Source organism: Salmonirosea aquatica, assembly GCF_009296315.1.
Classification (GTDB): domain Bacteria; phylum Bacteroidota; class Bacteroidia; order Cytophagales; family Spirosomataceae; genus Salmonirosea; species Salmonirosea aquatica.
This window is the reverse complement of record NZ_WHLY01000002.1, coordinates 5,932,524-5,946,905: the sequence shown is the minus strand read 5'-3', so window position 1 is coordinate 5,946,905 and position 14,382 is coordinate 5,932,524. Positions and strand designations below refer to the sequence as shown.

The following is a 14,382-nucleotide window of genomic DNA, read 5'->3' as shown; positions in this document are numbered from 1 at the left end:
GGACTACCAGTTGGTTTGAATGGTTTTCTTATTTACCGACCTTACCTGAATCGAATCCTTTCCCATCAGTATGCCCACACGTTCACCATGCTGCCACACGAATCCCAGAGCATAGTTACCAGGATCCAGCTCGGCAAAGGGAATGTCGGAATAAAAGCCCGGCGCAAAGTAAGCCTGCTTCAGGAAAAGCTGTTTGCGGTTGGTATTCCGCTGACGGTAGGCAGGATACAGGTAATATCGGCGAGCTGAACGAAGCACAAAATAGACGCCACTGTCCTGCAAAAGCTGGCTTTTGTAAGAGGTGTTTCGAATCTTGATACTGGTCGTATCGATCTGGACTTTCGTGGCTTGGGAAAGTTCGGTCAGGCCCGCGGTTTGTCCGGCAAAAGATTGAAGCGAGGCAACTTTCAAAAGCGGCAGCCACCGCTCATAAAAAATCGACGAATGCTGCACGAGCGAGCCCGCCTTTGTAGTATCCGCAAGGGGAGCCAGGGTACGGTTCGGATAAGTCCAGTTGAAGTGCTGGGTAGTCTGGAATTTACGCCAATTATAGGCATCCACCAGATGGTAGTGGTAGCTGAAAATGGAATACAGGGCATTCAGAAACACAATTCCTGACACATAGGGCGAGAGAAAACTGCCTCGTATGGGAATTACAACAAAGAGGTAGGTAACAATCAGCAGCAAAAAAGAATAGATCTTATAACGGCTTGTCAACAAACCCTCCAGTCCGAATCCTACCCGCGAATAGACCACGATGAGTGCCGTACCTAAAATGAAGAGAAGTACCCCCAGGCAGAATAGGTCGGTGATGCGGGCAAAATCGTATTCGTAGCGATTCCTGACCAGCCTGAACAGGGTCGTGGAAACAATTGAAACCGCCACCAGGAAAAGGATTGCTCCCAGGATCAGGCAGAATTGGATATGGTTATTGATAGGAAACGATTCTGCAAACGATCCCAGAAAATAAAGGTACCCTTTGATAAAACTTCCAAAACCAAAGGTATTGTCAGGATTGGCGGGTGAACGGGCGAAATCATGAAAATACACAAAACAATAGGTGCCACTGGCGAGCAGCCAAGCGATGAGACGCCTCCAGCGGGGAGCCAGAAATAGCAGAAGTGCGCCAATGGGCAAAACCAACAAACCGTTGCCACTGGTAAAGCAGGCTAAGGCAGCCAGTACCAAAGCCAGCAGGAATACGGACCGGGTGCGCGAAACACAGCAATAAAGTGCCCAGACACTGAGTACCACCACGCCGAAATTCTGCACCGCCGCCATACCCCAGTACATATTTTCGTAATGCGAAAGTGTAAGCCAGATGAAGGGAATTGGGATAAGTGCGTAAAATGGTTTCCGGTTTTGGTGCAGCAAAACCCACCACAGTGCGATAATTCCCAGCATACTCAGGTTGCCATAGAACATGAGCCGACGGAAATTGAGCTGACCAAATAGGGAATAGTCGAACAAGGCCACTAGCCGGGTAACCGTGATACGATGCTCATTATGTTGGCGAAAGATAGCTTGCCATTTTTCGGTCCATCCCGGCGCATCCAGGTATTCAACCAAAAACGCTTTTAGAGCGTGGTCGTCCCATTTGGGAATATTCAAGGCGTAGTAGTCCCATACCCAAAAATAAATTCCAACGGGAATCAGCAGGGTGAGGCTTATGAGGAGTTGGGCCGCCCGCTTGCTCATACGTGATGCAACAGACTTTGCAACGATTCGGCGAGGCTTGCCGCATCAAGTTGGGAAAGTCGCTGATGGTACTGCTGACTGCCGTATTTATGACCAGGGTACCCCTGGGCGTGCAAACTGACGAATCGGTCGGGCCTAATGCCTTTTTCCAGGAGTTGTACCGATAACTGTTGGGCGAGTCCTCCAGTGCTTATGTGTTCCTCGGCTATCACAATGGCGGAACTACCCGCAAGAATAGTGTGAATGGTTTCACTGATTTCTAGCGGAAATGTATTGGCCGCAAGTACCGTGACGGATTTTAAGAGATTTTCCTGCTCATGCAAAGCGAATAAGGCATTGTTCGTAATGGGCCCCAAAGTCACCAGTGTGATTTCAGGATTTTCTGCCGCATGAACTACTTTGAAAGAACCAGTCTGAAAACTATCGACGGGTGTCTTCTTGCCCGCCCCCAACCGTAGGTAGGTAGGTCTGGCCTGAGTGGCAATGTGTTGCACCATGGGTTCAATCTCATCCGAGAAAGCGGGTACATAGGCAGTAACGTGCTGTAACCCGCTCAGACAGGCCAGGTCTTCCAGCGTGTGGTGGCTGCTTCCCATGATGCCATACCCGTACCCGCCGCCATTGGCTACCAGAAAAACCGGTAAATTATGAAAGCAAACGTCATTACGGAACTGTTCCAGGCAACGGTACACGACAAACGGAGCAATGCTGTAGCAAAAAACCTTGAAGCCTTTATAGGCCATACCCGCCGCTACCCCCACCATGTTTTGCTCGGCTACGCCGGCATTGATGAAGCGAGGTCCCATCACATCGCGCAGGTTCTCGAAAGCATTATAGCCCAAATCGCCCGTAATGAAAACCACGGACTCGTCAGCGGCAGCTAGTTTCTCGATGGATTGCGAAAATTCTACTCTCATTTGTTCAGTTGTTTGACCAGCGTCCTAATTTCATCGGCCGATTTGTAGGCTTTCGCCCCCCGCCGAATTCGGGTACGGATAAATTTAGGCCTTTTCTTGGTCTCCTCGAAAATCTTGGCCACATATTCACCCAAAAACGAAATACCCAAAATCGTCAGACCTCCAAAAAAGACGATCAGGATAATGACGGTCGAAATTCCGTAGGGAGTTCTAGGGTCAAAGTTAAGCAGCCGGGCCACGATCTGCCAGATTATGCCCAAAAAGGAAAGACCGGTCAGCAGGAAGCCCGCGTAGCTCATGAGTTCCAATGGAGCGAAGCTAAACGAAAAAATGGCTTTTTTAGCCCACCAGATATTTTTGCGCCAGTTGTTGGTCGATACGCCGAACATACGCTCGGGCCGCACATAGGGTACCCCCGTTTGCCTGAAACCTACCCATGCCCGCAGCCCCCGCAGGAATTGCTCGGTTTCGGGCAAATCGACCAATTCTTTGACCACCTTGCGGTCAATCATCGAGAAGTCGCCGGCATCGCGGGGTATGGTGACGTAGCTCAGATTCTGGAAGATTTTATAAAACAGTTTATAAAAGAAATGGATCTGGGGTTTCATCTCACGTTGTACCCGTACCCCGTACACTACGTCGTATCCCTCACTCCATTTTTCGTAAAAGCTGGGGATGATCTCGGGAGGATCCTGAAGATCGCCATCCATGAGCACGACAGCGTCACCCGTCGCGATTTCCATCCCGCTAAGGAAAGCCGATTGAGAACCAAAATTGCGGGAATGACTGATTCCCACCACCGAAGGATCGCGATCGCACAGGGCATCGATGATCGCTTCCTGGTTATCGGGCGAATTGTCGTTGACAAAAATGATCTCATACCGTACTTTCAGCTCATTGAAGGTTTTCACCAGCCGCTCGTACATATAGGGAATCGCCTGCGCATCCTTATAGCAGGCAATGATTGCCGTGATGACGGGATTGAGATAGGGATTCTCAAAGGCAGGAATTACCGTGGACTCGTACCCCATTTCATCTTGCCAGGCCCGGGTTTTGGACAGTCCGTTTTCAAGCAAGGTGGTAGCCCGCCAGCCCAAGTCAGCTTCGATGGAGGATGGGTCTCCGTACCAGTCGGCCAAATCCCACTTGCGGTTGGTCATGCTACCCCATTCGGGTGCTACTGCCAGAGTAAACAGGGTACGTGTGACTTCCACCAACTCACCGATGGTCGTTTTCTGACCCGTAGCAATGTTATACGATTTGCCCCGGTTGTGTTCATTGACGCCGAGCGCACAAACGATGAATGCCTTCAGGCAGTCTTCGATGAAAACAAAATCGCGGCTGATATCGGGCGAAACGAAGGAAGGCAACTCCCCATGCCGGGCTTTTTCGATCAGCCGGGGAATAAGCCGGTCGGGTTCTTCCCAATAGCCGTAAATGGAATACAGACGCAGGTTGAGGGTATTCAGGTCATGTACCCGGGCGTAGTATTCAAGCAGGTAGGCCGCTGAAACCTTGGATACTGCATAGTGACTATTGGGCTCGACGCGGTCTTCTTCCTTCGGAGCTGTACAATTGAAGCCGTACTCGGAGCTACTGCCGGCGTGAATGTATACCGTGTCGGGGGTACATTGCTGCAGAATATTGGCCGTGCCGAGCACGTTGGTTTCGTAGGTCAGATTAACATTGCTCTGCTTACTATACGCCCCATAAGCGGCCAGATTGAAAACAGTACGGGGTTTGTATTTTTCAAAAACCTCCCGCACCGAATTGCCCGACAGAATATCGCAATGAACCACATTTTCGTAGGGTACATCCAGTAGTTTGAGCCGCCAGGCTTTGGTGGCATCGTGGGTGAGGGCGTAACAGTCCCGCCGCAGCTTGAATATTTCGTGAAACAAATTGACGCCGATAAAGCCGCTCGCCCCGAACACGAACACGGGACCCTTGAGTTTCAGCACGGAATCGGCAAAAGATAGGGATGACTCAGGCATTCGCGGGGATCAAAGTGTACCGTTCCTGAATTTCCTTTTGAGCCATCTCATACTGTTCGGGATTCATGGGCAGGTAGTGCCATTCAAGTTTATTTTCCATGTAGCTTACCCCTTTGCCCTTAACTGTGTGGGCAATGATAGCTTTGGGTAGACCGTTCTTGCGATTTTTTAGGGTATGCAGGGTTTCGTTAATTTCGGCTATGGAATGGCCGTCGATTTCGATGGTTTCGAAGCCTATCGCTTGCCATTTGGCCGCGTCGGCGGTGTCGCCCAGTACTTCGCTGGTGGTGCCGAATCCCTGCAATCCATTCTTGTCAACGTACATAAACAGGTTGTCAAGCTTGTGTTGAATGGCAAAATGCGCTGCTTCCCAGGTGGTACCTTCGTTGGTTTCTCCGTCGGATAGCAGGGCGAAGGCATAACTGTCTTCCCTGCGGAGCTTGGCCGCATGGGCGATGCCCGTGGCAATGGGCAATCCGTGGCCGAGCGAGCCCGTCGCAAACGGAATGCCCGCGTACTGGCCGGGAGCAGGGTGGGCGGGTAGGGAGGTACCGTCGAGGTAATAGGTAGCCAGTTGTTCGTCGCTGATTTCGCCCAGGTAGTTCAGACAGGCGTACAATGAAGCCGCGGCGTGGCCTTTGGAAAGGATAAAGGTGTCGTCGGGCCGTTTATTGAGTAACATAACCCCGATCATCAGGTCGATGCAGCTGAGCGAACACCCGATGTGCCCGGCATGAGCCTGGTTATAAAGACTGAGGATTTTCAGGCGCAGCTCTCCGCTGACCTGCTGGGAATTGGCTAGTATATAGTCTGATACGTGTGACATATCCGTTTTTCAAATGGCTACAAACCGCAAAATTAGGGTTCTTTTCGGCTAAATTCGCCCGAAAGGTACGAATTCTTAGGCAACGGTACCCACGCGCTCCCTGAGAATGGGACTCACATTTTCAGAATCGTAAATTCCACGCGGCGGTTCCACTTTCGGGTTTGCTCGGTCACATTGCTGGAAATCGGGTTGGCTCCACCCCAGGCTTTGGTTTGGATACGGTTAAGGGGAATCCCTTTCGAATTGAGGTACCTTTTAACTTCCATCACCCGGTCTTCCGAGAGTTTAATGTTTTTCTGCCAATCCCCCACATTGTCGGTATGTCCTTCCAGCAGGATTTCCATGGTTGGGTAATCGGTCATCATCTTCACAATACGATCCATTTCCGGAAGGGAGGTTGGTACAACCTCCGCGCTACTCTGATTGAACATGAGCTGGTTCAGGCGAATTTTCTGGCCTTCTTTAATGGGCATCATCAGGATGTTCTTCCGAATAAGGCGGAAATTGGATTCTCGTGTCAGGTCGATCTCTTCGGTTACCGGAAAGTACCCCTCATGGCTGGCCGTAATCCGATACAAATCCTTCAAAGGGAGAATCATTTTATACTCTCCCGTTTCGGGTTCAAAAGTGGCCTTGGAGAATTCTTCATTGGAACTTTTAATATCGGCGACGATATCGGCACCCATCATTTGATTCGTTTCCGAATCCATCACATTGCCAGAAATAATCGCGACGGGTTCGGGTTTTATGGCCGGGAAAAGCCGTACCCGAAAGATATCCTCCTCACCCAGTGAGTTTTCCATGGAACTCAGGTAGGCGTAATCGGCCGAGGCCGGAATGTTAAAGTACCCGTCCCACTGGGGCGTGTTGATGCTGGGGCCCAGGTTCTCGGGTTCGGACCAATTGGTCCAGGTGTCGTCCAGACGACGGGAGACAAAAATGTCGCCGTTTCCGTAGCCACTGAAGCCGGCGGATGTGAAATAGAGCGTCTTGTCGTCGGAAGCTACAAAAGGCGATCCTTCGTAATCGGGAGTGTTGATCACATCGCCCATGTGTTTGGGTTCCGACCAGGTATCGTCAGGCTGTAAAAATGAAACATACAGATCCTTGTTCCCTTCGGTATCGCGGCGTTGCACCGAGAGGATCAGTACTTTGCCTTTGGGAGAAATGGCAAACTCCGTAAAGTTGCGCTCATGATCGTTGTAATGGTTTCTGATTTTGCATTCTTTGGGAAAAGACCACCCCTCACGCGTCCGCACCGACTTGGACAAGCCATTGACCATGGTACCATCAGGTCGGTATACATTGATCAGGTACACGGTCTTTCCATCGGGTGAAATGCCTGTGATGGCATTGTCGCCTTCGTTGTTGATGGGCGCGTTGAGATTGACCGCTTCCTGCCAGACGTTTGCATTGTCCAGGGTAGATACCCACACATCCTGTCGGGCGGGTGATCCGATATTACCCGCAAATTTGCTCCGGGTGAAGAACAGCATCTTTCCATCCGGTGAAATTACCGGAGCTACTTCCTGACCTTTTGAATTGACATTCTTGCCTAAATTTTCTTTTTGCAAATCTTTGGGTGTATCCGGAAAAACATGAATCTCCGCTTTCATGGGTACCGTGGACGAAGAAATCCCGATAGCGTCGATTTGATTGAAACCCACTACCCGGGAAGGCTGGAGAACTACCTTGATGGCATTAGCCACCAGACTGGAATCGGAAGGAAAAATGTAGGTGAACTTCCCGATTTCTTTGGTGGGGGTTATCGAATTCTCGATCAAAAGAATCTCTTCTCCTTTTTCATTATATGCATATACCCGCGAAATGGCCCCGGCGTTAAAATTTTCAGCAATCGCCACCTGTCGCAACGGAATGCTTTTTTCGAAACCTACCTTGATCCATTCGTCGTTGATCGAATTGGCCTGGGCGGGCGACCAGGCGCAGGGACTATTCCCGATGTCGGGAAGTTTGTTGGGCCGTCCCAGAATCTGAATAGCTCGAAACTCTTTCCCATAGGGGCCGGGACGATATTCCGAAGAATAGCCCAGGATTTTGGCCGCCCAAAGGCTTTCCTGTGCGCTAACTTCCCGATTGATTCCGGTAAGCACGCAAAACAGCAGGATGGTCCGTAGGGTAGTAGTGTGTATATTCAATGGAAAATAATTCATAGTTAGCACACCTCACTTTTATGGTTGAACGAATTCACCAGTCAATTCCTTGCCAAAACGCATTGATTTGCTTCTCTGCACCCAAACGGGCCTCTGGTCGAACTAAGCACTGAATTGTTAAAATATTGGGCAGAGGTAGGCGACTTAAAAGGCAATCACACTTCCTCACTCACTAAGGTACCCTCTTCTTAAAAACAATTTGAAATTTGAATTTACCGAAAAAAAGCAAACTACTCTTTAGAGGAGCCTACTGCGGGGGTAGAAATGGTCTTACCATAAAATAACGCATTGAAAAAAAGTCGACTGGTACCCAGCCAGGTACCCCGGAAATTGGGATTATCAGAAAACAAAAGAATATGTCCCCGTCCGGCCGTCGTGGACAGCAAGCCCGCCGAGGAAGCGATTTTTTTCAGAGATTGCGGATGAACGTACCCGTTGAGGAGCGGGTTTTTGTCGTACTGAATTACAGTAGCGTAGGGGTTCTCCGAGATTTCCAGCAAAGTGTTACTATTACGGTATAGGGCGATCTTGCGGTCCGTAAAACCATATCCCAAGGGATGCGTGGTATCGAGATCAGCCAGAAAGATGGCCCCCCCGTATATTTAGCCCCTTCCTGATCGACGGCTTTACTGTAATCGAGACGCTCCTGGGTCTTAGAACTGTCTTTCAGGCTTCGGATTTTCTCCGCGACCAGTTTATTTTTAATAGCCCATTCCGATGCCAATTTGAAAGTTACTAAGGTACCCCCTCCCTCGACCCAGGTTTTCAGTTTTCCTACAAATCCAGCTTCCGAAGGGTACTGTCCACTGACCATCACAATGACATCATATTCACCCAAATTGACCCTGCCGAGATCACCCAACTCCACTTTTGTAATGGGCATGCCTAAGTATTGATCCATCATGAACCAAACTTCCCCCGCCTCGTACTGACTGGTACCCTGGCCGATCGGCATCAGCACTTTGGGAAGCTTGACGGTTTCAAAGGTGTTGCTTCCCAAATCAACCCCTTCCAGGCTGTACCCTGTTTTTACTGAGTAAAAATGTACTCCCGTGTAAGCAGCGATTTCTATCAGTTTTTTATACAAAGAGTCAGAAGTTGTTTTCTGCGCTTGTACAGGAATGAGCAGGGTACCACTGCCGAAGGATTTCTCACCCTGATCGGTCCCGGTGCGGAAGGGTTTTTGACCTACCTTAACCAAATTGCCCGCAGAAAGCAGTTGGTACAAAGCCTTGTGGGTGTTGAAATCCGTAGGGGGTAACAGGTAGGCGTACCTGCTTTTTTCAAAAGGTACCGGCGCAATCGCCAAAGATTCGAAGGTGACCGGATTGCCGGTAGACACGTTGCCGGATCTGATTTCGGTGTGGTTCAGTCCGTAGGCCAGGGGTAGGTTCCAGGCCGAGGCATCGTAAAAAATACTGTCGGCAAAGGTAACTGGTTTTTCAAAAACGGACTGTATCATGCGGTACTGGGGCTGGTTCATGGGTACGTAGTAGCTACGGCCCGCGAGGAAGGTCTGACCTTCCTGCTTCATTTCTTTGTCCAGGGGATAGCATTGGATCCGGTGCAGCAGTAGCGTATTCAAGAAAGCCCGGCTCCGGGTTTCGTCATCGCCCGCACTCACCACGTAGCCCTTGATCGGGTTCTTTTTCGCCGCCGCCAGGGCCGAATCGAAAAACTCCCGTTGGAAACGAAGCAGGTTTTCGCGCTCTGCAACGGCTCCCCGGATCGTAGCCAGGGCGTTGACCAGATGATTACGGACTGCAAACGAGAACGTCAGCAATCCGTTCTGACTTTCCTGCACGTGTCCCCGGGAGCTGCCCTGCTCGAACAGGAAACCAATGCCACCTTCGATATCGGGGTAGCTTGAGCCATAGCCGGGATACAGGTTGTCGAATGACTCCTTGGAATAATACAGCGAACCGATCTCGTTCATGGCCGTCTCGAAGTATCGGGCAAAGGTGTCGTTGAGGGTGCGGTACACGTAGTCGGGCACGAGGGGATTCTCGGCGCTTTTCTTGGAAGGTTCAAAAAAATGAGTGGAGTTGGTACCCATTTCGTGGTGGTCGGTCACGACGTTGGGGTACCACTGATGGTAGAAATTCAGCCGGTTTCGACTTTCGCGATGCACCGCCAAGTACCAATCGCGGTTCAGGTCGAACCAGTAGTGATTCACCCGCCCACTGGGCCACACTTCATTATGTTCACGATCGTTAGGGTCCGAAACGGGCGGCATGCCTTTGTGCATATTCACCCAATTCACAAAGCGGTCACGACCGTCGGGATTGATGACGGGTTCTATGAAAATAACCGCGTGGGTCAGGGTATTCTGGATTTCCGGATCTTCACTCGCCGCCAGGTAGTAGGCCGTTAGGATAGAAGCCTCGCCGCCCGAAGCTTCGTTGCCATGCACATTGTATCCCAGTTGAAGCACTACGGGCATGGCCTTAATATCCGGCATGGTAGCGGCAGGGTCCACCAGCTTAATATGGTTCTGACGGATGCTTTCCAGATTTTTCAGATTCTCCGGGCTACTGAAGGCCACCATCAACTGCGGGCGGTACTCGTACGTACGACCCGTTGTCTGGAATTTCACACGATTCGAAACGGTACCCAGGTACTCGAAATACGCCACGATCTGATCGTAGCGCGTATGGTGGGTACCTACGGAGTACCCCAGGAAAGCATCCGGGGAAAGAATGTTGGGATTGAATTTCCTACCCGGGAAGTAGTAGCTGTTTTGCGCGGCAAGAGGCACGGAACTCAGGAGAACCAGCAGGATTACGTAGAGGTTTTTCATGCCTTGGTTGAATAGTATGTTAGTAAGGAGGGTTGCTGTAAGCCGTACATTATTCGGTGTTTTTCAGAATGGAAATCGTTTGGAGGGGATCAGGCGATTTGAAGACAAAGCTACCGGCTACCAGCATATCCGCGCCTGCCTTTAGCAGAGGGGGGGCGTTTTCACTGTTCACGCCCCCATCGATTTCGATCAAAAAATCGGCTCCGCTTTCGCGGCGCATCTCGGCCAGCTTCCTTACTTTCCGGTAGGTATTTTCAATAAAGGTTTGACCGCCAAAACCCGGATTGACCGACATAATCAGTACCAGGGAAATATCCGTTAAAATATCGGTCAGCAATTCGACGGGAGTATGCGGGTTGAGGGCTACCCCCGGCTGGGCGCCCAATTCCCTGATGTGTTGCACCGTGCGATGGAGGTGGGGACAGGCTTCGTAATGGACCGTAATGATTTCAGCGCCGGCCTGGCGGAAATCCTTCAGGTACCGATCGGGGTCCACAATCATCAGGTGCACGTCGAGGGGTTTCTGAGCGTGGCGATTCACGGCCTGGCACACCGGCATGCCAAACGAAATGTTGGGTACGAACATGCCATCCATTATATCCACGTGCATGTAGTCGGCTTCGCTACGGTTGAGCATTTCAACGTCACGTTGAAGATTGGCGAAATCAGCGGCAAGAATGGAAGGCGAGATTAAGGGCATATGGGTAAAGGGGAGGGAAATGAAATTGAAGGCGGCTGTTCGATGGCCGATTGCTTTTTGCTACTTTTGAGCGAAAATAAGCATAAAAGGACTAAAACGGCTTGTTGTAGGCCTTTTGTTTGGGCTAGTAGCCTGTATTTGTTTGTAAATCAACGTATTGCTATTCATGACTCCTGCCGAACGCATTGCCTACCTGACCGATCGAATCAACTACTTCAATGACAGGTACTATCAGGACAGCGTCTCTGAAATATCCGACCAGGCGTTTGATGAACTGTTAAAAGAGCTGACATCGTTAGAAAACGAGCATCCAGCCTTGAAATTGGCTGATTCACCCACGCAGCGGGTAGGAGGTACCATCACCAAAAACTTTCCGACGGTCTACCATAGGTACCCCATGCAATCGCTGGATAATACGTATAGCGAGGCGGAGCTGCGAAGCTTTGATGAGCGTGTGAAAAAAGGGCTGGGCGAGGAGAGCCACGAGTACGTGTGCGAGTTGAAGTTCGACGGGATTTCTCTCAGTTTTACCTACGAGGATGGACTTTTACAGCGGGGCGTTACCCGGGGCGACGGTACCCGGGGGGATGATATCACTGCCAATGTGAAAACGATCCGTTCGTTGCCTTTACGGATTTCGGGCGATGCCATACCTGGGTTTTTAGAGGTACGTGGCGAGGGATTTATGCCTCTCAGCTCATTCGAACGGCTCAATGCCGAACTCGAGGCTACCGGCGACTCCCTGTATGCCAACCCCCGAAATGCGGCTTCCGGCGCTTTCAAGCTACAGGACTCCGCCGAGACAGCTCGCCGCGGTCTCGATTGCTATGTTTATTCCTTTCTGAGCGATGAGGACATTTTTCAGTCACACGAGGAAAGCCTGATCGGTCTACAGAAATGGGGGTTCAATGTTTCACCGGGTTGGAGAAAATGCCATACGATCGACGAAGCTATTGCTTTTATCCATGAATGGGAGGAAAAACGATACAAGCTACCCCTTGCCACGGATGGAATTGTATTGAAAATAAACGATTATGCCCAACAACGCGAATTGGGCAGCACTTCGAAAAGCCCACGCTGGGCTATTGCCTTCAAATACAAAGCGGAAAACAAACCGGCCCTGCTGCGTTTCGTATCCTACCAGGTAGGTCGAACGGGCGCGGTGACTCCCGTAGCCAACCTATCGGCGTTATCCGAGCGGGGGGTACCCTATGAGAAAGCCAGGGGGGTGCACCTTTCCGGCACTCAGGTCAAACGGGCTACCCTGCACAATGCCAACGAGTTGGAACGGCTTGGGCTGCATTTGGGCGATACGGTATTTGTCGAAAAAAGCGGCGAAATCATTCCCAAGATTACGGGAGTGGACCATACCCAGCGCACCCTGTTTGATACGGAACAAATCCATTTTCCTACCCATTGCCCCGAATGCGGGACTACCCTGATTCGGCCGGAGGGTGAAGTAGCTTTTTACTGTCCCAACGAGCGTGGTTGTCCGCCCCAATTGAGGGGGAAAATCGAGCATTTCATCCAGCGCCGGGCCATGAACATCGATAGCCTGGGTGAGGGCAAAATAGAATTACTTTTCGATAAAGGTTTGGTTCATACGGTGGCCGATCTCTACGACCTGAACTACGATTCATTGCTGGGATTGGAAAAAGAAATTCTCAACGAAGAAACCGGAAAAACCAAGAAAATCAGTTTCCGCGAAAAAACCGTGGAAAATATCCTGAAAGGAATCGAAAGTTCGAAAGAGGTACCCTTCAAAAACCTGCTGTTTGGCCTGGGTATCCGCTACGTGGGAGCCACAGTGGGGGAAAAGCTGGCGGCCTATTTTCGAAACATGGATGCCCTTATGACCGCCTCCCTGGAAGAACTCGTTAACGTACCCGAAATCGGGGGTCGGATTGCGCAGAGTGTGCGCGACTATTTCAGCGATCCCGAAAACCAACGCCTGATCGAGCGTCTTCGGATGGCCGGGCTGAACTTTGCTACCGACGAGGTACCCATTGAAATCGAATCAGATACGCTCCAGGGCAAAACCTTCGTGATTTCGGGCGTTTTTCAGCACTTTGATCGGGATGAGCTGAAAGCCAGGATTGAAGCGAATGGGGGACGCGTACTGAGCGGGGTTTCGGGTAAGCTCAACTACCTGGTAGCCGGTGAAAATATGGGACCATCCAAGCTGGAAAAAGCGAAGCGACTTGGCGTGACGATTCTGTCGGAGGAAGAATTCGTGGCAATGCTTACTTCTTAAATCCAAATATCCGCCAAGGGTTTTACCTTTGCAAAAAAATAGGAACCATTGATCGAATGATCGGTAGGTATTCCAATCCCAAATTTCTAAACGCGGGGGCGTACCCCTCAATACACTTTACATGGCGTTGGACGAGCGATTCAAAGGCGTGGGCGTGGCCCTGATAACCCCTTTTGACGAACACGAGAATATTGACTACCCAGGGCTTAAAAACCTCATTGAATTCGTTTCTGAGGGGGGCGTGGATTACCTGGTGGTGCAGGGTACCACCGGTGAAACCTCCACGACCTCGCCCGATGAGAAAAAGGCGCTGCTGGAATTCACGAAACAGCATAACACCCGCCAATTACCCATTATTTACGGGCTCGGGGGCAACAACACCCGCGCGGTTCTCGAAGCAATAGCTGCCACCGATTTTACGGGTGTCGACGCCCTCCTTTCAGTTTGTCCCTATTACAATAAACCCTCGCAGGCGGGCATTATCGCCCATTTTACTGCCATTGCCGAGGTTTCGCCTGTACCATTAATCCTGTATAATGTTCCCGGACGGACCGTGGTTAACATGACATGTGCCACAATTCTTGAACTAGCCAAACATCCCAACATAATTGGTCTGAAGGATGCCTGCTCGACCATAGAACAGTACATGGAAATAGCCTGGAAAGCACCCAAAGATTTTCTCCTTCTCTCGGGTGATGACAACCTGGTGGTACCTATGGTAAGCCTGGGCTGGCACGGGGTCATTTCCGTGATTGCCAACGCTTTCCCCAGGGAGTTCAGTGACCTTACCAGGCACGCCCTGGAAGGGCGTTTTCCGGAAGCCGCCGCAATTCAGTTTTCCTTCATAGAATTCGATAGCCTGCTGTATGCGGAGTCAAATCCCGTAGGTATCAAGCAGTGTTTAGCCATCAAGGGAGTGTGCGGATCGAATGTACGCCTCCCCCTGATAAAAGCCTCCGAGTCGCTCGATGGCAAGCTCCGTGCCGCCATGCAGCGGGAGGGTTTTATTTGATCAGCAATAA

10 protein-coding genes are annotated in these 14,382 nt (G+C 50.7%); 2 read left to right on the top strand and 8 right to left on the bottom strand.

The window, feature by feature from the left end; all coding sequences use genetic code 11:
• Nucleotides 1-3: 3 nt before the first annotated feature.
• The 8 genes from GBK04_RS25820 to rpe form a co-directional block, all read right to left on the bottom strand.
• Nucleotides 4-1,698, bottom strand: coding sequence for a hypothetical protein (locus tag GBK04_RS25820; protein WP_152764777.1), 1,695 nt, complete (start codon nt 1,696-1,698; stop codon nt 4-6).
• Entirely contained in the window at nt 1,695-2,615 is a 921-nt protein-coding gene (locus GBK04_RS25815; RefSeq protein WP_152764775.1) for a transketolase family protein, read from the bottom strand. Before GBK04_RS25815 ends, GBK04_RS25820 begins: the two co-directional genes overlap by 4 nt.
• The gene (locus GBK04_RS25810) at nt 2,612-4,609 is read right to left on the bottom strand and encodes an NAD-dependent epimerase/dehydratase family protein (RefSeq protein ID WP_152764773.1); all 1,998 of its coding nucleotides are present in this window, start codon (nt 4,607-4,609) and stop codon (nt 2,612-2,614) included. The genes GBK04_RS25815 and GBK04_RS25810 overlap by 4 nt, the downstream gene beginning before the upstream one ends.
• Nucleotides 4,602-5,435 carry a transketolase gene (locus GBK04_RS25805; RefSeq protein ID WP_152764771.1) on the bottom strand — a complete coding sequence of 278 codons (834 nt, stop codon included), beginning with the start codon at nt 5,433-5,435 and terminating at the stop codon, nt 4,602-4,604. The genes GBK04_RS25810 and GBK04_RS25805 overlap by 8 nt, the downstream gene beginning before the upstream one ends.
• A 113-nt stretch (nt 5,436-5,548) precedes the next feature.
• Complete coding sequence (locus GBK04_RS25800; RefSeq protein WP_152764769.1) at nt 5,549-7,606, bottom strand: OmpA family protein; 2,058 nt, start codon at nt 7,604-7,606, stop codon at nt 5,549-5,551.
• A gap of 230 nt (nt 7,607-7,836) precedes the next feature.
• Nucleotides 7,837-8,106: a hypothetical protein gene (locus GBK04_RS31125; RefSeq protein WP_373331343.1), complete on the bottom strand. Its 270-nt coding sequence runs from the start codon at nt 8,104-8,106 to the stop codon at nt 7,837-7,839.
• Complete coding sequence (locus GBK04_RS25795) at nt 8,070-10,406, bottom strand: M14 metallopeptidase family protein (RefSeq protein WP_373331342.1); 2,337 nt, start codon at nt 10,404-10,406, stop codon at nt 8,070-8,072. Before GBK04_RS25795 ends, GBK04_RS31125 begins: the two co-directional genes overlap by 37 nt.
• Before the next feature lie 49 nt (nt 10,407-10,455).
• Nucleotides 10,456-11,106 (bottom strand): ribulose-phosphate 3-epimerase, encoded by a 651-nt coding sequence (gene rpe, locus GBK04_RS25790; RefSeq protein ID WP_152764767.1) that lies wholly within the window; start codon nt 11,104-11,106, stop codon nt 10,456-10,458.
• A 166-nt stretch (nt 11,107-11,272) separates the two neighbouring features.
• Here rpe and ligA point away from each other — a divergent pair, with 166 nt between their 5' ends.
• Nucleotides 11,273-13,360 carry an NAD-dependent DNA ligase LigA gene (gene ligA, locus GBK04_RS25785; RefSeq protein ID WP_152764765.1) on the top strand — a complete coding sequence of 696 codons (2,088 nt, stop codon included), beginning with the start codon at nt 11,273-11,275 and terminating at the stop codon, nt 13,358-13,360.
• 121 nt (nt 13,361-13,481) lie between these two features.
• Complete coding sequence (gene dapA, locus GBK04_RS25780) at nt 13,482-14,372, top strand: 4-hydroxy-tetrahydrodipicolinate synthase (protein ID WP_152764763.1); 891 nt, start codon at nt 13,482-13,484, stop codon at nt 14,370-14,372.
• Nucleotides 14,373-14,382 lie beyond the last annotated feature (10 nt).